Consider the following 24,088-nt stretch of genomic DNA (forward strand, 5'->3'; position numbering starts at 1 on the left):
CAAGCGGTCACCGGCCCGGAAGGATCATTGACCGACAGCGCCGGACCTGACGTCTTCACCGCCGCCGCCCTGGCCCGACATCTGGGCCGGGTGATCGCCGCCCCCACCAACGCCGATGCCGGGGCGCATGCCACCCTGGAGGCGGCGGTGACGGCGGCGCGCGGCTGTACGCTCTGTGCGCCGCATCTGCCGCGCGGCCCCCGCCCGGTGCTTCGGGCCGGCGCGAGCGCCCGCATTCTGATCGTCGGGCAGGCGCCGGGCACGAAGGTTCACGAGACCGGTCTGCCCTGGAACGATGCCAGCGGCGACCGGCTGCGCGACTGGACCGGGCTCGATCGCGAGGTCTTTTACGATCCGGCCCGCATCGCCATCATACCCATGGGGTTCTGCTATCCGGGCCGCGGCACCGGCGGCGACCTGCCGCCCCGGCCGGAATGCGCCCCGGCCTGGCATCCGCGGCTGCTGCCGCATCTGCCCGAACTGCGCCTGGTGATCCTGGCCGGCGCCTATGCGATCGGCGCCTATGCCCGGCCGCTGCTCGGCCCTGCCTTCGCACGTGCACCACTCTCGGACGTGGTCGCAGCCTGGGAAACCCTGCCCCCGGGCATCATGCCCCTGCCCCATCCCTCCCCCCGCAACCGACGCTGGCTGCGCGACCGGCCCTGGTTCGAAGACCGTGTGGTGCCGGCGCTAAAGCAGCGGGTGGATCATGCGCTCGGGCGATGACGCAGCGCAGTCTTTCGTGTCGCACTGCAAGAAAAACCGGTAACACGACGTCGTCACAGATCAGCCTTTTCCATTTATTTCAAGACCATGCATGCAGGCTTCTTGTGCCGTTTCTGTCGCACGGCGCCTGAAACTGCGTTAGGATTTCACCCAGAGAGAGACGATCGCCGGCATGACCGGCGCCACGTCTCCGATCCTGGGGAGGACCTACACGATGGTGGCCATGCATGTGCGGGACCATATCGAGGAAGTCGTGCGTGTCGTCTCGACCGAGACGCCTGAGCCCGGCACTGCGGCGCGGGTCCCTCGGGGCCTTGCCCGGCCGCAGCTGCGCGCCTCCCCCTTCCGTGATGCGCAGCGGGGCGACATCCCGCTGCGCGACGGGCTGATCCGCGACAGCTGGCGGCGCTGTGTCGCGACCCACGGCCTTGACCCCACCCGGCTGCAGGAAGCCCGCATCCTGCCCGAGGCACGGGTGCGCGAGCATCGCGAACGGCTGGAAGACCTGATCCGCACCGCCCGCTTCGGCCTGGAAAGCCTGCATCGTCGCATCGCCGGCCAGGGCTATGTGCTGCTGCTGTCGGATGCGCGCGGGGTGACGGTCGATTTCATGGGCGATCCCACTTTCGACAATCATCTGCGCCGGGCGGGGCTGTATCTGGGATCGGACTGGAACGAGGCCCATGCCGGCACCTGTGGCGTGGGGCTGTGCATCGCCTCGGGCGAGGCGCTGACCGTGCATCAGACCGATCATTTCGACGCCACCCATGTCGGGCTGACCTGCACCTGTGCGCCGATCCACGATGTCGACGGCCGCCTCGCCGCCGTGCTCGACATCTCGGCCCTGCGTTCCCCCACGCCTAAGGACAGCCAGCATCTGGCCCTGCAGCTGGTGCAGGACTACGCCCATACCATCGAAATGGCCAATCTGGAGCGGCGCTTCCGCGACCGCTGGCTGGTCCGCTTCAGCCTGTCGCCGGATTTCGTCGAGGCCGACCCGGATTGTGCGGTGGCGCTGGACGATGACGGCCGCATCCTGGGCATGACCGACCGGGCCCGCCGTCTGCTCGCCGGCCAGAGCGACGGCAGCGCCCGCGACCCTTCGGCAGTGATCGGGCGGCATTTCAACGAGTTGGTCGATTTCGACGTCGAGCGCCTGGGCGAGCTGGGCCGCGGGGCTGCGACCGAATCCTGCGGCATCGAGGTCCGCTCGGGCCGCATGCTCTATGCCCATGCCGCCCCGCCCGGCCCGGCCCCCGCCGCCCGCAGCCGCCCCGACACGCTCCGCCGCGGCACCCATGGCCTGCCGGCACCGCTCGCCGCCCTCACCGGCGGCGACCCTGCCATCCTGGCCATGCTGGGCCGCGCCGCCCGGCTGGTCGAGGCGCCGGTCGCGATCATGATCCGCGGCGAAACCGGCACGGGGAAGGAATATCTCGCCAAGGCGCTGCACCAGTCGCGCCGCAAGCCCGGCCCCTTCGTGGCGGTCAACTGCGCAGCCCTGCCCGAAAGCCTGATCGAAAGCGAGCTGTTCGGCCATGTCCCCGGCGCCTTCACCGGCGCCCGCGCCCGCGGCCATGCCGGACTGATCCGCGAGGCATCGGGCGGCACGCTGTTCCTGGACGAAATCGGCGACATGCCGCTCGCCCTTCAGGGGCGGCTGCTCAGGGTGCTGGCCGAACGCGAGGTGCTGCCGGTCGGCGGCGCCCGGCCGGTGCCGGTCGACATCCGGGTGATCTCGGCCAGCCATCGCGACCTGATGGCCGAGGTACGCGCCGGCCGCTTCCGCGAAGATCTGTACTACCGCCTGAACGGCGCCCTGCTGACCCTGCCACCGCTCAGGGAACGCGCCGATCTGGACTGGCTGGTCGGCCGGATGCTGGCCGACGGCGCGACCGATCCCGCCGGCCACCGCCTGGACCCGCAGGCCCGGCTGCGCCTGCGCGCCCATCACTGGCCGGGCAATCTGCGGGAACTGGCCAATGCGCTGGTCTGCGCCCGGGCGGTCTCCACCGGCGGCGTGATCCGGGTCACCGACCTGCCCGAAGACCTGCAGGCCCCGGCACTCAGCGCCCAGGCCCATGCCATCGGCCCCCATCCGCGGGCGCGGGAAGATGCCGAGATGCTGCGCATGGTGCTGAAATCCCACCGCTGGAACGTCTCGGCCGCCGCCCGGGCGCTCGGCATCGACCGCACCACCGTCCACCGCCGCATGCGCCGCCTGGGCATCCGCCCGCCGCATCGGGTGGAGGGGTGAGGCGCGGCAGGCCATAAACTCCTGCCCCGCCCGCAATCCGCCGCGGGAACAGCCTGCTTACAGCTCGTCGAGTGATACTCTGACGACCGGGGCATTCGCCCGTGCGTCTGCAATCGCGCCAAGTTCCAGATCTTCCAGACAGTCTTGCAACGCCTCGTAGCCGGCAGCCGACAGGCAATAGAACATCACCCTGCCGTTTTCCAGAACGGCGACGGGACGATCCCCATATGCAGCGATCGCTGCCTTCGGGTCCCTTTTCAGATCGCAGAGGGTGATCGTCGCGATATTGGTTTCCAGATCAGCCATCCGCATCCCCTCACCCCAAAAGCGCACATTGTTCTGCATGTCTCGCGTCGCGATTATGGCCCAGATCGGCGCGCCCGCCAACCTGCGGCACCCGCATCGCCCGTGGCGCCACAGCTGTGGCAGGGTGCACGCGACACGCCACAGCGGCATTCGCCCAAGCATTTGATTCTGCTCAAAACATAGAACTGGCCCGCCTTTTGCCACTCTCAGCCCGGACCGCACCGTCAGATGTGCGGCGTCAAGATGGATGAGGGGCATGGAAACGCGACGAGACGACGCAGCGCCGCCTGCGGGCGCGCCGCTGGTGGGTGTGATCGCCAATCCGGTCTCCGCGCGGGATATCCGCCGGGTGATCGCCAACGCCACCAGCCTGCAGATCGCCGACCGGGCCAATATCGTGCTCCGGATTCTGGCCTGTCTGCGCCATTTCGGCATCAGCCGGGTGGTGATGATGCCGGATACAGGCGGGGTGCGGTCGCATGTGAAGCGCGGCCTGCACCAATCGGCCAATCGTGGCGACGGCCGCTTCCCGGCGGTCGAGTGGCTGGACATGGCCGTCACCGCCACCGCCGACGACAGCATCGAGGCCGCCCGGCGCATGGCCGCCATGGGTGTGGCGGTGATCGTGGTTCTGGGCGGCGACGGCACCCATCGCGCCGTTGCCTCGGCCTGCGGCCGCGTGCCGATCGCCGGCGTGTCGACCGGTACCAACAACGCCTTTCCCGACACCCGCGAGGCCACCGTCACCGGGCTGGCCGTGGGGCTGGCCGCCGCAGGCCTGGTACCGGCCGAGGTGGCCTTCCGCCCCAACAAGCGTCTGGAGGTGACCGTCGCCGGCCGCACCGAAACCGCGCTGGTCGATGTGGCGGTGGTGGCAGAACGCTATGTGGGGGCCCGCGCGCTCTGGCGGACGGAAAGCTTCCGCGAGCTTTTCGTCACCTTCGGCGACCCGCGCACCATCGGCATGTCGGCCATCGCCGGGCTTTCGGCGCCGGTCGACCGCGAGGCCCCCTTCGGTCGCCATCTGCGCTTCGCCGACCCCGCCCATGCGGAACGGGTGCTGCATGCCCCGATCGCCCCCGGGCTGATCCTGCCGGTCGGCATCGATGCCATCGCCCGGCTGGATCCCGACCAGCCGGTGCGGGTGACGGCCGAGGCCGGCTCTCTCGCCTTCGACGGCGAGCGCGAAATCGCCTTCACCGCAGCGGACGCCCCCACCGTCACGCTGCGCACCGATGCCTTCCGCACCGTCGATGTCGAGGCCTGCATGGCCCATGCCGCGGCGGAAGGCCTGTTCTTCGACAGGATGCGGGCACCGGCTGCCAGCCCCCACACCTGACAACACCCCCCGCACCTGACGACACCCCCGCACCTGATCTCAACCACGAAGGCGGACACACCGCCACCATCCAGGGAGGATGACCGATGCCGGATTCAAAGCCCGCCCGTCCCGACGGGCCGCTGCCGCTCGATCACGACCGGCTGCTCCACGCCTACCGGATCATGCGCACCATCCGCGATTTCGAGGAACGCCTGCATGTCGATTTCGGCCGCGGCGACATCCCCGGCTTCGTGCATCTCTATGCCGGCGAAGAGGCGACGGCCGCCGGCATCATGATGCATCTGAACGATCAGGACCGCATCGCCTCCACCCATCGCGGCCATGGCCATTGCATCGCCAAGGGCGTCGACGTGATGGGCATGATGGCCGAGATCTACGGCAAGACCACCGGATCCTGCCGCGGCAAGGGCGGCTCCATGCACATCGCCGACCTGTCCAAGGGCATGATGGGCGCCAACGGCATCCTCGGCGCCGGTGCGCCGCTGGTCTGCGGCGCGGCGCTGGCCGCCAAGGTGCTGGGCCACAAGGGTGTCGGCATCAGCTTCGTCGGCGACGGCGCCTCCAACCAGGGCACCTTCCTTGAAAGCCTGAACCTGGCCGCCGTCTGGAATCTGCCGGCGATCTTCGTGGTCGAGAACAACGGCTATGCCGAAAGCACCGCCTTCGAATGGGCGGTCGCGGCCGACAGCTATGTCGACCGAGCGACCGGCTTCGGCCTGCCCGGCGTCACCGTCGATGGCACCGATTTCTTTGCGGTCTACGAGGCGGCGGGCGAGGTGATCGCCCGGGCGCGCGAGGGCGGCGGGCCGTCGCTGCTGGAATGCAAGATGGTCCGCTTCTTCGGCCATTTCGAAGGTGATGCCCAGACCTATCGCGCCAAGGGCGAGCTGGAGCGTATCCGCGCCGAGCAGGACTGCATCCGGATCTTCCGCAGCCGCGTCACCGGTGCGGGCGTGGTGACCGATGCCGAATGCGACGCGATCGATGCCGAGGTGGCAGAGCTGATCGAGCGCGCCGTGCAGGCCGCCAAGGACGCGCCGATGCCGTCCCCGGCGGATCTCCTCACCGACGTCTACGTCTCGTATTGAGCCGGTCCGGCTCTTCTTCCGGAGGATTTCCGTCATGGCCCGCAAGATCAGCATGAAAGATGCCATCAACGAGGCGCTGGACCAGGAGATGACCCGCGACCCCACTGTCATCATGATGGGTGAGGACATCGTGGGCGGCACCGGTGCCAGCGGCGAGGCCGACGCCTGGGGCGGCGTTCTGGGCGTCACCAAGGGGCTCTACGCCAAGCATGGCGACCGGCTGATGGATACGCCGCTGTCTGAAAGCGCCTATGTCGGCGCTGCGATCGGCGCCGCCACCTGCGGTCTGCGCCCCGTCGCGGAGCTGATGTTCATCGACTTCATGGGCGTGTGCTTCGACCAGATCTACAACCAGGCCGCCAAGTTCCGCTACATGTTCGGCGGCAAGGCCGAAACGCCGGTCACCATCCGCGCCATGGTCGGCGGCGGCTTCCGGGCGGCGGCACAGCACAGCCAGATGCTGACCCCGCTGTTCACCCACATCCCCGGGCTCAAGGTCGTCTGCCCGTCGAATGCCTATGACGCCAAGGGCCTGCTGATCCAGTCGATCCGCGACAACGACCCGGTGATCTTCTGCGAGCACAAGGCGCTCTACGGCCACGAGACCGACGTGCCGGCCGAATCCTATGCCATCCCCTTCGCCGAGGCGGCGGTGGTGCGCGAGGGCGGCGACGTCACCATCGTGACCTACGGCCTGATGGTCCATCGCGCCCAGGAGGCCGCCGCCCTGCTGGCGAAGGACGGGATCGAGGCCGAGATCATCGATCTGCGCACGCTCTCGCCGCTCGACATGGACACCGTTCTGGAAAGCGTCGAGGCGACCGGCCGGCTGGTGGTGGTCGACGAGGCGCATCCGCGCTGCTCGATCGCGACCGACATCGCCGCCCGGGTGACGCAGGACGCCTTCAAGGCGCTGAAGGCCGCGCCGCGCATGGTGACCGCACCCCATACCCCGGTGCCGTTCTCGCCCACCCTCGAAGACCTGTTCCTGCCCTCGGGCCAGGCGATCGCCGAGGCCGCCCGCGCGACCATCGGCCGCTGACCAGGAGACGAAACCGCAATGAGTGACGACCGCATCAAGCCGCTGGTGATGCCGAAATGGGGCCTGTCCATGCAGGAGGGCCGCCTCGCCGCCTGGCTGGTCGAGGAAGGGGCCGACATGTCGGTCGGCGACGAGATCATGGAGGTCGAGACCGACAAGATCACCAATGTCGTGGAGGCGGCCGATGCCGGCCGTCTCCGCCGCCGGGTCGGCCAGGAGGGCGAGGTCTATCCGGTGAAGGCCCTGCTGGGCGTGCTGGCCCCGCCCGAGGTCGACGATGCCGCGATCGATGCCTTCGTCGCCGCCTATGAGGTGCCGGCCGCGGGCGGTGACGACGAGGACACGGCCCCCGCCCATGCCTTCGTCGACACCCCGGCCGGCCGGCTGCGCCATGCCAGCCGCGGCGACAGCGGCCCCCATGTCGTGCTGATCCACGGCTTCGGCGGCGATCTCGACAACTGGCTGTTCAACATCGACGATCTGGCCGGCGCCGCCCGGGTTCATGCCCTCGACCTGCCCGGCCATGGCCAGTCCTCCAAGGATGTGGGGACCGGCGATCTGGAGGCACTGGCCACCGCGGTGCTCGCCTTCATGGACAGCCAGGAGATCGAGGCCGCCCATCTGGTCGGCCATTCGATGGGGGGTGCGGTCTCGGCCCATATCGCCACCACAAGGCCCGGGCGCGCCCGGTCCCTGACCCTGATCGCCTCGGCCGGGCTGGGGGACGACATCGACCAGGGCTATATCGACGGCTTCGTCACCGCGGCCTCGCGCCGCGATCTGAAGCCCGTGCTCTCCAAGCTCTTCGCCGACCAGGCCCTGGTCGGGCGGCGGCTGGTCGACGACCTGCTGAAATACAAGCGCCTCGACGGGGTCGATGCGGCGCTGGCGAAGCTCCGCGACGGGCTGTTCGCGGGCGGACGCCAGAAGACCCCGCTCGCCGGTGCCATCGCCGCCGCCGATCTGCCGGTGCTGGTGATCTGGGGCACAGAGGACCGGGTGATCCCGGCCGCCCATGCCACTGCCGTGCCCGGGGCCACGGTCGAGGTCCTGCCCGATGCCGGCCACATGGTCCAGATGGAAGCGGCTGCCCGGGTCAACGAACTGATCCGGCGCCATATCGGAGGATGATCCCATGACCGCCTCTCTCCCCCTTTCCGGTCGCCGCACGGTGGTGACCGGCGCCGGCCGCGGCATCGGTGCCGCCATCGCCCGCGGGCTTGCCGCCCAGGGTGCGGCGGTGATGATCGCCGATCTCAACCCCGACACCGCCGCCGGCGTGGCGGACGAGATCCGCAAGGCCGGCGGCAAGGCCGCCTCCACCGCGGTCGACGTGCGCGAGCGGGCCTCGGTCGCGGCCATGCTCGACCGGACGATCGCGGAATTCGGCGGGCTGGACGTGGTGTTCAACAATGCCGGCATCGCCCAGGTCCGCCCCTTCCTCGCCATCACCGAAGACGACTGGCGGACGGTGATGGACGTGAACGGGCTGGGCGTGCTGATCGGCATGCAGGAAGCGATCACCCGCCTGCGCACCCAGGGCACGGGCGGTGCGATCATCAACACCGCCTCCATCGCCGGCAAGCAGGGCTACGAACCGCTGGCCCATTATTCCGCCAGCAAGTTCGCGGTCGTCGCCCTGACCCAGGCGGCGGCGCGGGCCTTCGGGGCGGAGAATATCCGGGTGAATGCGATCTGCCCCGGCGTGGTCGCGACCGATATGTGGAAGCTGATCGATCAGGGCTTCCGCGACTCAGGCCTCACCGGCCGCGAGAACGAGGCCTTCGATCAGTTCGCCGCCGGCGCCGTGCTCGGCCGCCCCTCCAGGGCCGAGGATCTGGTGGGCGTGGCCTGTTTCCTGGCATCCGATGCCGCCGCCTTCATGACCGGCCAGACCCTGCTGGTCGACGGCGGGATGGTGATGGACTGACCTCCCGGATCCACACCTTCTTCCCCACCGCCGTCCCCGCCCCGCCCCGGCTCCACCCGGGGCGGGGTTTTCATGTCTTGTCCTTTAAACGACCGGTTCCCCACCTCGTCGCACAACGCTAATGTTGCGCTTCAATGACGCCGGGTGACGATGCGGCAACCTTCAGGAGCGCATGAATGCGGATCTTGCGACAGGGATCTCTGACGTTCCGGATCACCGCCGGCATGGCCACGGTGCTGGTGATCTCGGTCGTGGCCATCGCGGTCACCCTGCTCTCCCTGTCGCGTCAGGCCGCCGAAGACGCGGCCATGGCCCATCTTGCGGAACTCGCCACCGGTCAGGCGGCGGTGATCCGCGCCGATATCGGCCAGGCGGTCGACGACGCCCGCGCGCTCGCCCGTGCTGTCGCCGTGGAACAGGCGCGCCCCGCCCCCGACCGGCGGGTGGTCGATGCCCATCTGGCGCGCCTTGCCGGCGAACGGCCGGCCTATGCCGGTGTCTGGGTGGACATGGCGCCCGACGCCTTCGACCGCCGTGATGCCGAATATGCTGCGGCCCGTGCCGCGGCAGGGGATGCACCGGCGGAAATCCTGGCACTGCCAGGCACCGGCCGGATGAGCCTGCTCTGGTATCCGGACGAAACGACGGGGCGCCCGGTCGCCGATGCCACCGACGGCGCCGCCTTCGACGAGGTGATGACCAAGGAATATTACCGCGCCGCCGCCCGGGCCCGCGGCGCCGCCGTCACCCTGCCCTATCTCGACGACTTCACCAGGGCGCTGATGACCAGCACGGTGATGCCGGTGATGGCCGGGGGGAAAATCCTCGGGGTTGCGGGCGTGGACATCACGCTCGCCGGCATCGCCGAACGACTGTCGGCTATCCGGCCCTATGGCACGGGCTGGCTGGCGGTGGTGGCAAGCGACGGCAGCTATGTCGCCCATCCGGACCCGGCCCGGCTCTCGCATGCCGATGACGACCTGCCCGGCGCGCTCCGGCAGGCGATTGCGGCCGGCCGCAGCATGACTGCGGCCGCTGAACTGGATGGCACGCCCCATCACCTGCACCTTGAACCGCTCACCTTCAACGAGGCGGCGGGGCGCTGGACCCTGGTCGTCGCCGTGCCGCGCGACGCCTTCATGGCCGAGGCCGACCGGCTGCTGATCAGCTGCCTTGCAGCCGGCGGGCTGGCGCTGCTGCTGGGGCTGATCATCGCCTGGCTGCTGGGCCGCGGCATTTCGCGCCCGGTTCAGGCGATGACCGGCGTGATGGGCCGGCTGGCCGGCGGAGACCTGACGGTCGACATCCCGGCCCGCGGCCAGCGCGACGAGCTGGGCGACATGGCCCGGGCGCTCGACCTGTTCCGCGAGACGGCCCTGCATGCCCGCGATCTCGACGCCGCCGACCGCGCCGCCCGCACCCGGAGCGAGGCGCGGGCCGCCGCCCTTGCCGAGGCCCAGGCGGAATTCGACAGCCGGGCCGGCGCCCTGGTCGAGGTTCTGGCCCGCTCCGCGGCCGACCTCAACGATACCGCCCATGCCCTGTCGGGCATCGCCGAGGCCACGCGTGGGCGGTCCGACGAGGTGGCGGAGGAAGCCGAACGGGCGACCCGCAGTGTCGAAACCGTGGCCGGTGCCACGGCCGACCTTGCCCGGACCTTCGAAGACATCCGCCGCCGGGTCGACCGCTCGGTGGGTGATGCCGAAGCCGCCGAGGCCGAAACCCGGCGCACCGATATGGCCGTCGCCCGGCTGACCGAGAATGCCGGCCGGATCGGCGAGGTGGTCGATATGATCCGCGGCATCGCCGAGCAGACCAATCTTCTGGCCCTCAACGCCACGATCGAGGCGGCACGGGCCGGCGAGGCCGGCAAGGGCTTCGCGGTGGTGGCCGCCGAGGTGAAGCAACTGGCCGACCAGACCGCGCGGCTGACCGACGACATTCTGGTGCAGGTGACCGGCATCCGCGATGCCACGACCGAGACCGCCCGGTCGATTTCCGCCGTCGGCAGCGCCATCGACGGGTTGACCGGCACCGCCCGCGACATCCGCGCGGCCGTGGAAGAACAGGACCGCGCCACCCGCGACATCGCCCGCAACCTTCAGGACGCCGCCGGCGCGACCCGTCAGGCTGCCGGGCGCATGGCCGATATCCGGGCGGCTGCGGGGGAAACCGGCACCGCCGCCGGCCGCGTTCTGGCCGCCGCAGAGGCCGTCGGCCGCGATTCGGCCGGGCTTGCCGCGGAAGTCCGGCGCTTCGGCGAGATCACCCGCGATTGAGACGACGTGCCTTGTGACGTCGTCATCCGTTCAGATCAGGCTGGGAGGCCCGCCGGTCGTTAGGTGACCATCAGGCCGAAACCGACGCAATTCCCGCGGCGACGATATCCGCCTCGCTCATGCCCCTGCGCCAGTGGGAGAAGGCGATCATGCGATCGGCGGGGATGCCGAGCTCCGCCTTCAGAAAGCCGCGCATCTCGCGGAAGGCGGTGTATTCGGCACCGATCCAGGCGAAGATGTCGCCGTGATCGGCCGGCACCGCCACCTGCCGCAGGGCATCGATCAGCAGGCTTGTGGTCCCCGGCGCCGCGGCACCGCGATGCAGCCAGCGGATCTGCACCCCGGGCGGGGCGGCGATCGCCTGTTCCTCGGCGGCATCGGCGACCTCGATCAGCGCCACGCCCTCAACCGCGGCCGGCAGCCCTTCCAGGATCCGGGCCATGCCGGGCAGGCCGGTTTCGTCACCGGCCAGCAGATACCACCCGGCCGGCTTCGGCCCGTTGGCGGCCGGGCCCAGAATGCCCACGACATCCCCCGGCGCCGCATCCCGCGCCCAGGCGGCGCCGGGGCCCGCACCGTCATGGAGCACGAAATCGATGTCGAGCAGGCCGGCCGCGGCATCGATCCGGCGGATGGTGAAGATGCGAGAGGGCAGCACCCCGCTGTCGGGCCAGAGGATCCGGCCGTGATCGTCCAGTTCGGGCCAGCGCGGGGCGGTGACGCCCTTTTCCTGAAACAACAGCCGGCAATGGATCTGGTCGGGCACCGCGTAGCGGCCCAGATCCCGGCCGGCGAAGGTGATCCGGCGCATGCGCGGCGTCAGCTGCGCAACGGTGCGGACGGTCAGCACGCGCAGATCCTGCGGCAAAGCGGCGCCCACGGTATCGCCGGTCCAGGCGATCCGAAGCCCTTCGGGCCGGGCGACGAAATCGATCAGCCCGGTCAGCTCGTGCTTCAGGCGGTTGAAGGCCGCGGGATCCGAGGCTTCGACCAGCAGCCGCAGCACCCCCTGCCCCGGCATCAGCCGGGCCCGGCCGAAACCGGCCTCGACCACATGATCATTCCCCTCGGCCCTGAGCGTCATGTTATGGGCCGAGAGCGAGGCGATGATGGTGTCGAAATACCGGTCGAGACTGGCAAAGGCGATCTCGGCCTCGGCCTTGAAGCGTGGCATGGGGCTCGTCCTTCAGATTGTCTTGTTTTTCGAGCGGGTCTCAGCCCGCAAGGCTCACCCAGCAGGGGCCGGGCAGCGGTTCGGCAAGGAAGCGGCGGCCGATCTCGTCGAGCGTCGCCGCAGGGTCGAGATCGGCGAACAGCGCCGGATGCAGCCAGGTGGCGGCAATCTCGACGAACAGGATGTTGAGCGGAGCGACCGTCAGCAGCCCCGTCCACACCCCATGCACCCGCCGGTCGCGGACGGCCGGCAGCGTCTCGAAACCGGTGCGCGCGACCAGCCGGGCAAGGCCGGCGCGCGCGGCTGCCGGGTCGAGCCCCGGGCCGATGCCCGGCCGGATATCGCCGCCATAGGCACCGCCCGAGGCGATATAGACCGCCGGCGCCTCGGTCATCAGCTGCTCGATCGGCAGCTTGACGTACCAGGACGCCTGAACGGCCGAGAGGTTGCTGCCGCCGGCAAGGGCCAGAAGGTCGCCCCAGATCCGCCGCCCGGCCGCCCAGCAGCAATCGTCATAGGTCGACTGAACCTCCAGATAGGCGCGGGTCGGCGCCACGCCGGCAAGGCGGCCGGTCACCCGCGCCAGGCGGTCGGCGACGAAATCCGTGAAGGCGCGGGCGCGGGCGGGCACACCCAGCACATCGCCCCACATCCGCATCGCCCGGCCCATGTCGCCGATCGGGTCGCCGGCCGCACCTGCCGGCGGTGCGGCATTGCTGGCGGCATTGCTGAACACCACCGGAATGCCGGCGGCGGCCAGCTGGCCGACCAGCCGCCCCTCGCCCAGCTCCGGCACCATAAAGGCGGAGGCGACCACCAGATCGGGGGTGAGCGACAGGATATGCTCCACCGACAGCGTGTCGGGCGTCTGGCCGCCGACCTCGGCGATCAGGCTGCCATCGGGCCGCGTTTCATAACGCCGGCGCAGAAGATCGCTGTCGAACCTGGCCACATCCGCCCAGCCGACCACCAGCCGCGACGGATCGGGGTGCAGCAGGGCCATGCTGATCACGTCGCGCGCATCCAGCAGCACGATGCGCGCCACCGGCCTCGCCAGTTCGACCCTCCGGCCGATCACGTCGGTGACGACCATCCCGCCGCCTGCGGCGCGGGCGAGCGTCGGGGCTGCGGCAGCCGCCCCCAGCAGGGCCAGAAAACTGCGGCGATCGAGATCCATCAGAGACCGGCCCCTCACCAGCTGTAGCGCAGCCCGGCCAGCACCTCGGTGCCGTTGCCGTACTGGCAGTAAAAGCCGCTGGTGCAGCTCGTGTAATAGGTCTTGTCGAACAGGTTGGTGGCATTCAGCGTCACCTGGGTGCCCTGCAGCGACGGGGACAGCCGGGCCAGATCATAGCGCAGCGCCACATCGACCAGGGTGAAGCCGTCGGCCTTGAAGCTGTTGATGTCGTCGGCATAGCTGCTGCCGACCACACGCACACCCGCCCCCAGGGTCAGACCGTCGAGCGCGCCGGCATCGACGGCGTAATTGGCCCAGACCGACCCGTGATAGGCCGGCACCGCCTGCGGGCGCTTGCCGATATTGGCAGCGACCGTCGATTTCGTGACCTCGGTGTCGAGCAGGGTGAGGGCTGCGATCACCTCCAGACTGGCCGTCACATTGCCGCGGGCTTCGAACTCGACGCCCCGCGAACGGACCTCGCCCTGCTGGACATTGAAGCCGGGCGTGCTGCCGGGGGTGAGAACATTCTCCTGCCGGATCTGGAAGGCGGAGACGGTGAACAGCGCCTTCATGAACTCCGGCTCGTACTTCACCCCCACTTCCCACTGCTCGGCCTCGGTCGGATCGAAGGGCCGGCCCGACGCATCGACGCCGATCACCGGCTCGAACGAGGTCGAATAGCTGACATAGGGGGCGATGCCGTTGTCGAACCGATAGAGCAGGCCGGCCCGATAGCTCGGCGACCGGCTCGACTGGTCGCTGGTGGTGCCGGCCAGGCGGTTCCGGCTCTCCTGCTCCGTCCAGTCATAGCGCGCGCCCAGCAGCAGGCGCCAGCCGCCCAGGCTCATCTGGTCCTGCAGATAGACGCCCGTCTGCTCCAGGGTCTGGCGGCTGTCGATGACGGCCGCAAGCGCCCCCACCGGCAGGCCATAGCGCGGATTGCCCAGATCCAGCGGCTCGGCCGCCCCCATCTCATAGGTCCAGTCGCTCACCGCATGCTGATAGTCGACGCCGATGATCGTCTGATGCCCCACGGCACCCGTGGCGAAATCGACCTGCGCCCGGTTGTCGGTGGCGACACCTTCAACCGTTTCTGTCGAGCGCAGGGCGACGCGCGGCAGCAGCCCGCCCGCCGTGATCCCGCCCGCCATCTGCAGGCTCTGGAAATCCAGGTCGATTTCGGAATAGCGGGTCTTCGAGCTGACGCTCACCATGTCGTTGATCCGATGGTCGAAACTGTAGCCGATGGCGCGCTGGGTGCGGTCATAGCTGTCGAAAGCCGGATCGCCGACATTGTCGTCGCGGCCGAGCCCGCCCTTCCAGGCATCCGGCGCCAGTTCCTGCGGATAGGTGGAGTTGAAATAGCCGCCCTTCGGATCGGTCTGATAAAAGCCCTGAAGGGTGAGCTGCGTCTCCGCATCGGGCTGCCAGCGCAGCTGGGGCGCGATGGACAGCCGCTCCTCCTCGACGTCGTCATAGCGGGTGTCGGCCCGCCGGCCCATGGCGGCGATGCCGTATTGCCACTGCCCCTCGGCATCGATCCGGCCCTGGCTGGCGATGCCGCCCTGCAGCCGGCCATGGCTGCCGCCCTCGATCCGGGCCTCACCCGATGCGGTGGCAGAGGGGCTGCGGCTCAGCTGATTGACCAGCCCGCCCGGGCTGGTCTGGCCATAGAGCACCGCCGAGGGCCCCTTGAGCACATCGATCCGGTCGAGCAGGAAGGGATCGATCGAGGGCAGCGCAAAGGCCTGGCCGCGGGGCAGGCGCAGCCCGTCGAGGAAGTCGACGATCCGGGTCGAGGTGCCGAAACCGCCGAAACCGCGCAGGAACAGGCTGTCATAGCGACCGGTGGCATCGGGGGTGGACAACACCCCGGCGCTATAGGTCAGCGCATCCTTGACCGTGCGCGCATTCTGGTCGTCGAGCTGCCGGCGGGTGACGGTGCTGATCGATTGCGGGGTCTCCAGCACGGGGGTGCCGGTCTTGGTGGCGCTGGTGGCGACCGGCGCCAGATAGGCATCGGCCGTGGTCGCCGCCGGTGCCTCGCCTTCGATCTGGAGCGAGGGCAGCGTGGTCGCCGTCTCGTCGGCCACCGCACCCATCGGTGCCAGCACGGCCGCTGCGGCGATCACCCCGGCGCCACCCCGTCTTGAGAACACCCCCGTCATGCCTCCGTCCTTCCCCGTCTCCGTCGCCCGCCCGGGCGGATCTGCCCCCGAGCGGATCTGTCAATCAATGCGAATGCGCATCATTCGCGATAACCGCAGCTATAAAACAAACGGGACGGTCCCGTCCAGTTAATTGATGCCGCGTTCGGAACTGGTCGGGATCGGTCCGGGTGAGGTACAACTGTCCCGTCCGACCCAGGGTGGTTTCGCCGCCCCGGTCATGCGGACCAGCCCCGGCGCGACCCGCAGGCAGACCGGGGCAGACGCAGACACGGGCGGGAGATGAGGATGACATCGGGACGATGACCAGCGCAGCGCCGCAGCAGCAGGCGGGCCAGCCGGATCGGAACCGGCCCCGCCGGGGCCGGCCGTCGAAGGAGGATGCGGCCGAAACCTCGGGCCGGATCATCGAGACGGCGGCGCAGCTTTTTGCCGCGCAGGGTTTCGCCGCGACCTCGATCGAACAGGTCGCGGCTGCGTGCAGCGCCGGCAAGGACACGATCTACCGGCGCTTCCCGTCGAAAATGGCGCTGTTCGAAGCGGTGGTCGACAGCCTGCGGACCCGGACGCTGGCACGGCTGGAGCAGGAAATCCGCTCGGCCGGCGGCGCAGGCGACGCGCTGGCACGGCTGAAGCGCATCGCCCGCTGGTTTCTGGACGTCAACCTGGATCCGGAGATGATCGCCTTCAACCGCATCGCACTCAGCGAGGCGGTGGTCTTCGGCGACGGCCGGCACGATCAGTGGGAAACGGATCCGATCCTGGACCGGCTGGTCGCCCTGGTGCAGGAAGCCCAGGGCGCCGGAGCGCTCGCCACCGGCGACGCCCGGATGATCGCCACGCATCTTCTGCATGCGATCGTCTTTGGCCCCGCCACCGACGCCATGATGGGCCGTACCGGCTGGTCAACCCCCGCCGCCCGCGACCGGTTCTTCGATCAGGCCTGGACGCTGTTCCTGCGCGGGGCCGGCAGCTGACGGCCGGCCATCAATCCTCGGACATCACCCCCCGGCCGTGACCCAGCGGGCGACGTCCTGCCAGACCAGCGGGCCGTGCAGGTCGCGCAGCAGCATGTGCCAGCCCTGGGGGTAGGTATTAATCTGCAGGTCGTCGCGGCCATGGGCGATCAGCTTTTCGCGGAAGTTCTTCACCGCCCGGCGCGGCAGCACCTGTTCGTTGCGGCCATAGAGCGCCAGCACCGGCAGGTCAAGCGAGCCCGCCGCCTCCGTCGCCCGTTCCATCAGGTCGACCAGGCCGAAGATCGCATCGGCACGGGTCGTCTTCAGCACCAGCGGGTCGCGGCCCAGCGCATAGAGCATGGCGTCGTTGTCCGACGGCCGGATGCCGAGCCCGCCGCCATCGAGCGGCAGCCAGGGCATGGCATGGGCGGTGGTCCACAGCATCCAGCGCTGATAGGGCTGAAGCGTCGACCAGCCCCAGACCGCAGGCGCGACCAGGATCAGCCCGGCGGGCCTGAGTTCGGCGGGCAGTTCACGGGCCATGCGGGCCGCGGCCGACATCACCACGGCCCCGCCCATGCTCTCGCCCAGCCAGTAGACCGGTACCCCCGGATGGCGGGCGGCGATGGCGCGGGTGGCGTCTTCCAGATCGCGGATCAGGGCAGAAGTGCCCGGCCAGATGCCGGCACGCGGCGCCTCGCCGAAGCCGCGCTGGTCATAGGCATAGGTCTCGATCCCCCGGGCGGCCCACCAGGGGGCCGGCAGGGCGAAGGCGCGGCGATAATCGTTGAAGCCGTGCAGACCGATGATCACCGCCCGGGTCCGGGTGCCGGCCGGCGGGGCCCAGTGCCAGAGCGGCAGGGCCGTGCCGTCGGCCATGGTCAGCGTCAGCGCCTGCGGCGCCACCTCCGCCCCGGCCGAGATCGCCGCCGGGCTGGTCGGCGTCGCCAGCACCAGCTGCGTCTCTTTCCAGGCGATCGCCGCCGCCTCGGGCGAGGGATGGCGGCCCTTCAGAGAGGCCGGCGGCATGTCGCCCGCCGCATCGATATCGCCCACCGCCGGCCGCGGATCGGCTGCGATCGCGACCGCATGACGGTCGGGGCCGCGGCCGATCGCAAGCGGGGCGCAGCCCGCCGCGGCGGCCGCCGCCATCAGGAATGCCAGCATCAGACCCCGCCTCCCAGAACGGCCACGCCGCGTCACCCCATCCGCTGCCCGCGGCCCCCCACCCGCTGCGCGCGGTACCATCTTCAGCGGCCTTCGTAACCCGGCTTGCGCTTGGCCAGGAAGGCGCCCAGACCCTCGTCGAAATCATGGGTGCGGCTGTTGGCGACGAAAGCCTCCTGCTCGCGCGCCAGCTGCTGGCCCAGCGGGTTGTCCAGGCTTTCCGAAACCAGGCGCCGGGTGCGGGCATAGGAAAGCGTCGGGCCGGCCGCCAGCTTCTTCGCCAGCTTCATCGCCTCGGCCGGCACCTCGGCCGCGGGCACGATGCGGTTGACCAGGCCCCAGGCCCGGGCGGTTTCGGCATCGACCGGCTCGTTCAGCAGCAGCATTTCCATCGCGAGCTTGGGCCCGATCAGCCGCGGCAGCGCGAAGGTGGAGCCGCCATCGGGCGTGGCGCCGATGCCGGTATAGGCCATCACCAGCTTGGCCTCTGCCGCCATCACCACCAGATCGCAGGCCATGGCCATGGAAACGCCCGCGCCGGCCGCAACGCCGTTGATGCCGGCCACGATCGGCTTCGACAGCCGGGCCATGGCCAGCACGATTTCATGGAAGGCGCCGACCAGGGCATTGGCGGCCCGCGGCCGTTCCTCGCCCGTGGCACCATGCAGATGGGCCAGATCGCCGCCGGCCATGAAAGCGCGCCCCGATCCGGTCAGCAGCACCGCCCGGACCGCGGTATCGCCGTCGACGGTCAGCAGGGCTTCGAGCAGATCCGCCCCCATCGCCGGGTTGAAGGCGTGCAGCACCTCCGGCCGGTTGAGCGTGATGGTCGCAACACCGTCGGCGACGGCGAGGGTGACGGTTCCCGAACCGATCGGGCGGGCGGTCTCGGTCATTGGGGCGCTCTCTCCGGATCAAGGTCCCCCGGCGATACGGCATCCGCCGGCCGCCGGGGGCTTCTTCTACTTCAGGGCGAGCACTGTATCAGCACTCGCGCGGGTCGTCAGCGGGCGACGTTTTCGTACAGCACCGCCATGCCCTGCCCGGCGCCCATGCACATCGAGACGATGGCATAGCGCTGGCCGGTGTTGACCAGATGGTTCATCGCCGTGATGGTCATGCGGGCACCGGTCGCTCCCGGAGGATGGCCGATCGAGATGCCGCTGCCATAAAGGTTGGTGACGTCGCGCGGGATGCCCAGCTTCGCCTCGGCATGCAGGTTCACCGCCGCAAAGGCCTCGTTGATCTCGTAATAGTCGATATCCGAGACCTTGAGACCGCGCCGGTCGAGCAGCGCCTGAATGGCCGGCACCGGGCCGCAGCCCATGATGCGCGGCGGCACGCCGACGATCGCCCAGTCGACCAGACGCACCACCGGGGCGACGCCCTCGGCTTCCAGCGCCGCGCGATCGCCGACCACCACGAAGGCGGCACCGTCGGTCACGCCGCTCGAATTGCCGGGGGTGACGCGGCCGCCCTTGCGGAAGACCGGGTTCAGCTTCGCCAGCTTCTCAAGCGTCACGTCCGGGCGCGGGAACTCGTCCATCTCCATCAGACGGGTCTTGCGGCCCTCGGGCACCTCGATCGGCTTGATCTGGGCGGCCAGGAAGCCGCTCTTCATCGCCTCGCCGGCGCGCTGCTGGCTCATCAGCGCCCATTCGTCCATGGCCTCGCGGGTATAGCCATAGTCGTCGGCCAGATTCTCGGCGGTCTCACCCATCAGCTCGCGGCTGAACGGGTCGCGATAGGCCCAGTCCAGGGTGTCGATCACCTGGCCGGGACCGCGCTTCATGCCCCAGCGCGCGCCGGTCATGACATAGGGCCCGCGGCTGAAATTCTCGCCGCCGCCGGCCAGCGCCATGCGGCCATGGCCCGAGATGATCTGCTCAGCGGCGGTCAGGATCGCCTGGGTGCCCGAGCCGCAGGCGCGGCTGACGTTCAGCGCCGCCGAATGCTCGGCCATGCCGACCTTGAGCGCGATCGCCCGGCTGGCGAAATAGCCGTCATGATCCACGGGCAGCACATTGCCCCAGACCAGATGGTCCATCTTGTCCGCGCCGATGCCGGCCTTTTCAAGGCAGGCGCTCGCCGCATGGACGCCGAGGTCGACCATCGGCACGTCCTTGAGCGACTTGCCGTAGTCGCCGAACGGCGTGCGCATGCCGCCGGCCAGCACGATCTCGGTCATCGGTTTCTCCCTGAGTTTCTGGTTCATGATCCACGGATCACCCGGACATGCGGGAGTCCGTTCCGCGGCAGAGCATCCGCCAGCCGGCGCCCGAGGGCAACCCCGATGAATCCGCATTCATCGCGGGCGTTTTCGCCCCCGTCAGGTCGTGGCCGCGATCGTACTTCAAACACTCGTTTGTTTGAAGTAGGCTGACCCACAGCTTCGACAAGCGCCCCGCGGCTTCTACCGGGGCGCGATGCCCACCCCTGACGAGAGACGAGAGATGACCCAGAACCGCCGCATCATCCTGGCCTCGCGCCCTGTCGGCATGCCGACCTCCGCGAACCTGCCGATCGAGACCCAGACCCTGGCCGAGCCGGCCGAGGGCCAGATCCTGGTCAAGGTCATCTACCTGTCGCTGGACCCCTATATGCGCGGCCGCATGAATGCCGGCCGGTCCTATGCCGCCAATGTGGCCGAGGGTGACGTGATGGTCGGTGGCGCCGCCGGCCGGGTGGTCGCCTCGAAGAGCCCGAAGTTCAAGGAAGGCGACTACGTCTTCGGCATGTTCGGGTGGCAGGAATATTATCTGGGCGATGCGGCCGGCGTGCGGAAGCTCGATCCCGCCCAGGCGCCGATCAGCACCTCGCTCGGCGTGCTCGGCATGCCGGGCATGACCGCCTATGTCGGCCTGCTCGACAAGGGCCAGCCCAAGGAAGGCGAGACGGTGGTGGTTTCGGCCGCCAGCGGTGCGGTCGGCGGCGTGGTCGGCCAGATCGCGAAGATCAAGGGCTGCCGCGCGGTCGGCATCGCCGGCGGGCCCGAGAAGTGCGCTTATGTGGTGGACGAGCTGGGCTTCGATGCCTGCGTCGACTACAAGGCGCCGGACTTCCTGGAGGCCTTCAAGGCGGCGGTGCCCAAGGGCGTCGACGTCTATTTCGAGAATGTCGGCGGCAGGGTCGCCGATGCGGTGTTCTCGCGCATGAACGATTTCGGCCGCGTCGCGCTCTGCGGCCTGATCGCCCATTACAACGACACCGGCGCGCCGGAAGGCCCCGACAACCTGCCGCGCTTCATGTTCAACCTGCTCTCGCGGCGCCTGTCGGTGAACGGTTTCATCGTCAGCGACCATCCCGATCGGGCGGGCGACTTCTTCCGCGACGTGTCGGGCTGGATCCGCGACGGCCAGCTGCGCTATCGCGAGGACATCGTCGAAGGCGGGCTGGACGCGACGGTGGAGGCCTTCCAGGGCCTGCTGACCGGTCGCAATTTCGGCAAGCTGATCGTGAAGATTTCCGAGGACACCAGCCGCGCCGGCTGACCGCGGAAGGGTTGCGGAGCGGGGCGTGGACAACCGCGCCCCGTTCATCTGTAGATCGTGTCTAAATCTTAATTTTTCTGACTTATAGATGTAGCTCGGCGGTCGATCGGGCGTTTTTCGCCCGGGCAGGGCGCCGCAACAGTGGCAGAGGACTGCGCTTTCCCGTCATAGTGAACGTGGTCCGCCCCACCCGATGCGAGTTTTGTCGACCGATGCCAACCCGCCGACACCGCACCCCCCGCCCCGTTTTCGCGGACATCAGGCCATGACCGGCGTGCTCACCGACGGTCAGGTGGAGACCGGAGCCGATGCCCCGCAGGATGCCGCCGAGACGGTCGTCGCGGCCGCGTCCGAAGCCATGCTGATCACCGATGGCGAAACCCGCTCGGGCTTCCTCAACAATGCCGCCTGCCGTCTGATCGGCAGCGATCGCCGCCGCCTGGGTTTCGTGCGGCTGATCGCGCTCGTGAACGGCATGGTTCAGCGGGCAGCCAGCGACCGGTCGTTTCGCAGCCATATCGAGCTGCTCGGCAACGACCGGCAATCGGCCCATGCCTCGGTGCTGCGCATGCGGGGCGTGACGCCACGCAGCTTTTCGATCACCTCGCAGCCCGTCGATCCGCAAGGCCGGCGTCAGCTCTGGATCGTGCGCGACGAGACGGTTCTGTCCCGTCAGGCCATGGATTGCCGCAGCTGTGCGGGCGAGGCCCGATCGATCCACGACGCCCTGCTCGCCCGCACCCGGGCATTGAGCGAGGCACGCGATCTGGCCGATGCCAGCCGGATGGTCGCCGAACAGGCAAGCCGGGCGAAGAGCGAGTTCATGGCCCATCTGAGCCACGAACTGCGCACGCCGCTGAATGCCGTTCTGGGCTTCTCCGAAGTCATCGCCCGCGAATTGCTGGGCCCTGCCGCCGTGCCGGCCTATGTCGACTATGCCCGCAGCATCCACGAAAGCGGAAGCACCCTGCTCGGCCTGATCGACGACATCCTGGATCTGTCGCAGGTGGAAACCGGCCGGGTTCAGGTGCGGCTGCGCCCCACCGATCTGAACGAGCTGGTGAACGGGCTGGACCTGGATGAAGACCTGCGGCCCGGCGTGCGGCTTGCCACCGACCTGCCCCAGGGGCGGATCGTCATTCCGGGCGATCCCGACATTCTTGTCCGGGCCGTGCTGCATCTGGTCGAGGTATCGGCCAATGTCGCGCCGGCCGGATCGGCGGTCACCATCCGCACCTTCGACACCGGCACCCATGCCGGGATCGAGGTCATCGATGCCGGATCGGTGATGAGCGCGGTCGAGATCGAGAATGCGCTAGCCGCCTTCGGCGACACCGACAGCCAGATCGCCCGCAGCGGCCGCGGCCGCGGTGTCGGGCTGTCGCTGGCCGATGCGCTGATCCGCCTGCATGGTGGCCGTCTGGTCATCGCCCCGCGCGGCAATGGCGGCATGGTCACCCGGGTTCTGCTGCCGCGCGGCTGAAGCCCGCCCCTCGCCCGTACCCGCCCCCGGCCGTCACTGCATATCCTTGCCGGGATCCGGCGCGCTGGCATCGTCGACCGCACGGAAGCCCATCTTCCGGCCGTCGGAGGTGACGATGGTCAGACGGTTGCCCTCTACCTCTGCCTGGCGGGCGGCGAGCAGGCCGTCGATCAGGTCCATCTCGGCATCGGTCTTCTGCCGGTCGCAGGCCATGCGCGTGGCGCCGATGCCGCCGAAACGCAGGCTGCCCGGCAGGTCGTCGACCCCGGTCTGATAGCGGCCGAACATGCGGTTGCAGGGGCCGCGCGCCGACATGCGGCCATCGTCGTGAAATCTGAACCGGGCGGCTTCCGCCCCCGGTGCCGCCGGATCGGGTGCCCAGACCGTGCCGGTCAGCGGCAGATCGGGCCGGCCGCCACCGCCCTCTCCCTGCATGCCGGCGCAGGCCCCCAGCGCCAGCGGCACGGCCACAGCCGCCATCAGGCGCAGAGACCGGAAGCGGCGGGGTCCGAAACGCAGAGACGGGCACCCGGCCGATACGGGGCGATGCGCGGGTGCGGAACTGGCGGGCATGACGGATCCTCCTGGGGCCTGGCTGGTCGCGGCGTCTTTGAACGTCGCGACACCGATCCTGCCCGCACGGATCGCGGCTTCCCAGCGGCAATACCGTGACATGGCCGTCACGGAAACGGCCTGCGACAGGATCAGGCCGTCACCGGATCGGTCACCACATCGAAATCCATGGGCGCCGGGCTGCGATCGGCCAGGGGCGGGCGGCCGTGGCCGATGGGGCGGCGGGCGATGCTGCCGGGGGCCTGAAGCTGGTCGGCCTGGGCATCGGCCTGGCGGAGGATGGTCATCCGGGTGTCCTCGGTGGAAGCCATGATCGTGGTCATCTGAAGCGGTTCCGTCGGATCCGGCAGCCGCGTGGCCGCCGTCATTGCTGGGGATCGCCGGAACCGCCCCCGGGTGCGGGAGGCGGGTTTCGCAGGGCCAGAACGCGAAACGGCCGCCTCCGTTTCCGGAGGCGGCCGTCGATTTCGGGATCTCGTCTGGCCCTCAGGCCGGCACACCCGCTCGATTGGCCACCCCCGGGGGGCTCCACCAATAGAACGTAAACGAGGTATAGGTGCGCGACGTGATCATGGGCACCAGTCTGATCCCGCCCCGCCGCGCCGTCAAGCCCCGAGCGTGCGGCAGCCAGGGCTATCGCATTTGCCCGATGACGGATCGGGCGAATGCGTCGGACCATCCGGATCGCTTTCGCTTGCGACGGATGGAGATGGATGGCCTGGCCGTTTTGAGGACGTTGAGGGCGAGTTTTCGGATGATGGCGAGGTTTTCCGGACCGTGGTCCTTGCGAGCGCGGGCCTCATCCTCGCGGAAGGTGGTGTCGAGAACCCAGTGCAGGCCGTTCTCGATGGCCCAGTGGCCGCGGACGGCCTTGGCGAAGGCGGCGGCGGACAAGCGGGCGGAGGAGAGGTAATAGCGGGTAG

Annotated in this window: 21 protein-coding genes; 11 read left to right on the forward strand and 10 right to left on the reverse strand. The window is 69.4% G+C overall.

Annotated elements, in window-relative coordinates:
- Window positions 1-27: 27 nt before the first annotated feature.
- Together WI697_RS06435 and WI697_RS06440 are read left to right on the forward strand one after the other, a co-directional pair.
- On the forward strand, window positions 28-726 hold the full coding sequence (locus tag WI697_RS06435) for a uracil-DNA glycosylase family protein (RefSeq protein WP_385997749.1): 699 nt from the start codon (window positions 28-30) through the stop codon (window positions 724-726).
- Between the two features lie 214 nt (window positions 727-940).
- Entirely contained in the window at window positions 941-2,983 is a 2,043-nt protein-coding gene (locus WI697_RS06440; RefSeq protein ID WP_345957858.1) for a sigma-54-dependent Fis family transcriptional regulator, read from the forward strand.
- Between the two features lie 57 nt (window positions 2,984-3,040).
- On the opposite strand, the gene WI697_RS06445 is transcribed toward WI697_RS06440, so the two are convergent.
- Entirely contained in the window at window positions 3,041-3,289 is a 249-nt protein-coding gene (locus WI697_RS06445; protein ID WP_345957859.1) for a plasmid stabilization protein, read from the reverse strand.
- Window positions 3,290-3,545: 256 nt separating this feature from the next.
- Between WI697_RS06445 and WI697_RS06450 the strand changes: the two genes are divergently transcribed.
- The 6 genes from WI697_RS06450 (at window position 3,546) to WI697_RS06475 (ending at window position 10,970) form a co-directional block, all read left to right on the forward strand.
- A complete protein-coding gene (locus tag WI697_RS06450; protein WP_345957860.1) occupies window positions 3,546-4,628 on the forward strand; it encodes an ATP-NAD kinase family protein in 1,083 nt (360 codons plus the stop codon).
- 86 nt (window positions 4,629-4,714) lie between these two features.
- Window positions 4,715-5,719 carry a thiamine pyrophosphate-dependent dehydrogenase E1 component subunit alpha gene (locus WI697_RS06455; protein ID WP_062767073.1) on the forward strand — a complete coding sequence of 335 codons (1,005 nt, stop codon included), beginning with the start codon at window positions 4,715-4,717 and terminating at the stop codon, window positions 5,717-5,719.
- Between the two features lie 34 nt (window positions 5,720-5,753).
- Entirely contained in the window at window positions 5,754-6,761 is a 1,008-nt protein-coding gene (locus tag WI697_RS06460) for an alpha-ketoacid dehydrogenase subunit beta (protein WP_062767076.1), read from the forward strand.
- A gap of 18 nt (window positions 6,762-6,779) precedes the next feature.
- Complete coding sequence (locus WI697_RS06465) at window positions 6,780-7,892, forward strand: acetoin dehydrogenase dihydrolipoyllysine-residue acetyltransferase subunit (RefSeq protein ID WP_345957861.1); 1,113 nt, start codon at window positions 6,780-6,782, stop codon at window positions 7,890-7,892.
- A gap of 4 nt (window positions 7,893-7,896) precedes the next feature.
- Entirely contained in the window at window positions 7,897-8,691 is a 795-nt protein-coding gene (locus WI697_RS06470) for an SDR family NAD(P)-dependent oxidoreductase (protein WP_345957862.1), read from the forward strand.
- Between the two features lie 224 nt (window positions 8,692-8,915).
- Entirely contained in the window at window positions 8,916-10,970 is a 2,055-nt protein-coding gene (locus tag WI697_RS06475; RefSeq protein ID WP_345957863.1) for a methyl-accepting chemotaxis protein, read from the forward strand.
- Window positions 10,971-11,040: 70 nt separating this feature from the next.
- Here WI697_RS06475 and WI697_RS06480 read toward each other — a convergent pair whose 3' ends face one another.
- The 3 genes from WI697_RS06480 to WI697_RS06490 are packed head-to-tail and all read right to left on the reverse strand — an operon-like array spanning window position 11,041 to window position 15,492.
- A complete protein-coding gene (locus WI697_RS06480) occupies window positions 11,041-12,144 on the reverse strand; it encodes a siderophore-interacting protein (RefSeq protein ID WP_345957864.1) in 1,104 nt (367 codons plus the stop codon).
- A 40-nt stretch (window positions 12,145-12,184) separates the two neighbouring features.
- A complete protein-coding gene (locus WI697_RS06485; RefSeq protein ID WP_345957865.1) occupies window positions 12,185-13,321 on the reverse strand; it encodes an ABC transporter substrate-binding protein in 1,137 nt (378 codons plus the stop codon).
- A 14-nt stretch (window positions 13,322-13,335) separates the two neighbouring features.
- Complete coding sequence (locus tag WI697_RS06490) at window positions 13,336-15,492, reverse strand: TonB-dependent siderophore receptor (protein ID WP_345957866.1); 2,157 nt, start codon at window positions 15,490-15,492, stop codon at window positions 13,336-13,338.
- Window positions 15,493-15,794: 302 nt separating this feature from the next.
- Between WI697_RS06490 and WI697_RS06495 the strand changes: the two genes are divergently transcribed.
- On the forward strand, window positions 15,795-16,469 hold the full coding sequence (locus WI697_RS06495; RefSeq protein WP_345957867.1) for a TetR/AcrR family transcriptional regulator: 675 nt from the start codon (window positions 15,795-15,797) through the stop codon (window positions 16,467-16,469).
- Between the two features lie 24 nt (window positions 16,470-16,493).
- Here the strand turns inward: WI697_RS06495 and WI697_RS06500 are convergent, their stop codons facing one another.
- The 3 genes from WI697_RS06500 to WI697_RS06510 all read right to left on the reverse strand — a co-directional run bounded on the left by WI697_RS06500 (window position 16,494) and on the right by WI697_RS06510 (window position 19,806).
- Window positions 16,494-17,618, reverse strand: a complete 1,125-nt coding sequence (locus WI697_RS06500) for an alpha/beta hydrolase (protein WP_345957868.1) — start codon at window positions 17,616-17,618, stop codon at window positions 16,494-16,496.
- Window positions 17,619-17,701: 83 nt separating this feature from the next.
- Window positions 17,702-18,514, reverse strand: coding sequence for an enoyl-CoA hydratase/isomerase family protein (locus tag WI697_RS06505; RefSeq protein WP_345957869.1), 813 nt, complete (start codon window positions 18,512-18,514; stop codon window positions 17,702-17,704).
- Between the two features lie 107 nt (window positions 18,515-18,621).
- Window positions 18,622-19,806 (reverse strand): thiolase family protein, encoded by a 1,185-nt coding sequence (locus WI697_RS06510; RefSeq protein WP_345957870.1) that lies wholly within the window; start codon window positions 19,804-19,806, stop codon window positions 18,622-18,624.
- A gap of 265 nt (window positions 19,807-20,071) precedes the next feature.
- Here WI697_RS06510 and WI697_RS06515 point away from each other — a divergent pair, with 265 nt between their 5' ends.
- Window positions 20,072-21,109, forward strand: coding sequence for an NADP-dependent oxidoreductase (locus WI697_RS06515; protein WP_345957871.1), 1,038 nt, complete (start codon window positions 20,072-20,074; stop codon window positions 21,107-21,109).
- Between the two features lie 265 nt (window positions 21,110-21,374).
- Window positions 21,375-22,592 carry a sensor histidine kinase gene (locus WI697_RS06520; protein WP_296713249.1) on the forward strand — a complete coding sequence of 406 codons (1,218 nt, stop codon included), beginning with the start codon at window positions 21,375-21,377 and terminating at the stop codon, window positions 22,590-22,592.
- A gap of 33 nt (window positions 22,593-22,625) precedes the next feature.
- On the opposite strand, the gene WI697_RS06525 is transcribed toward WI697_RS06520, so the two are convergent.
- From WI697_RS06525 to WI697_RS06535, 3 genes are all read right to left on the reverse strand, one after another.
- Entirely contained in the window at window positions 22,626-23,165 is a 540-nt protein-coding gene (locus tag WI697_RS06525) for an META domain-containing protein (protein ID WP_231889481.1), read from the reverse strand.
- Between the two features lie 131 nt (window positions 23,166-23,296).
- Entirely contained in the window at window positions 23,297-23,488 is a 192-nt protein-coding gene (locus tag WI697_RS06530; RefSeq protein WP_345957872.1) for a hypothetical protein, read from the reverse strand.
- 310 nt (window positions 23,489-23,798) lie between these two features.
- Window positions 23,799-24,088, reverse strand: a 290-nt coding sequence (locus WI697_RS06535; protein ID WP_345957873.1) for an ISAs1 family transposase, incomplete at its 5' end; no start/stop codon positions are given.

Source organism: Tistrella mobilis, from assembly GCF_039634785.1.
GTDB lineage: Bacteria > Pseudomonadota > Alphaproteobacteria > Tistrellales > Tistrellaceae > Tistrella > Tistrella mobilis.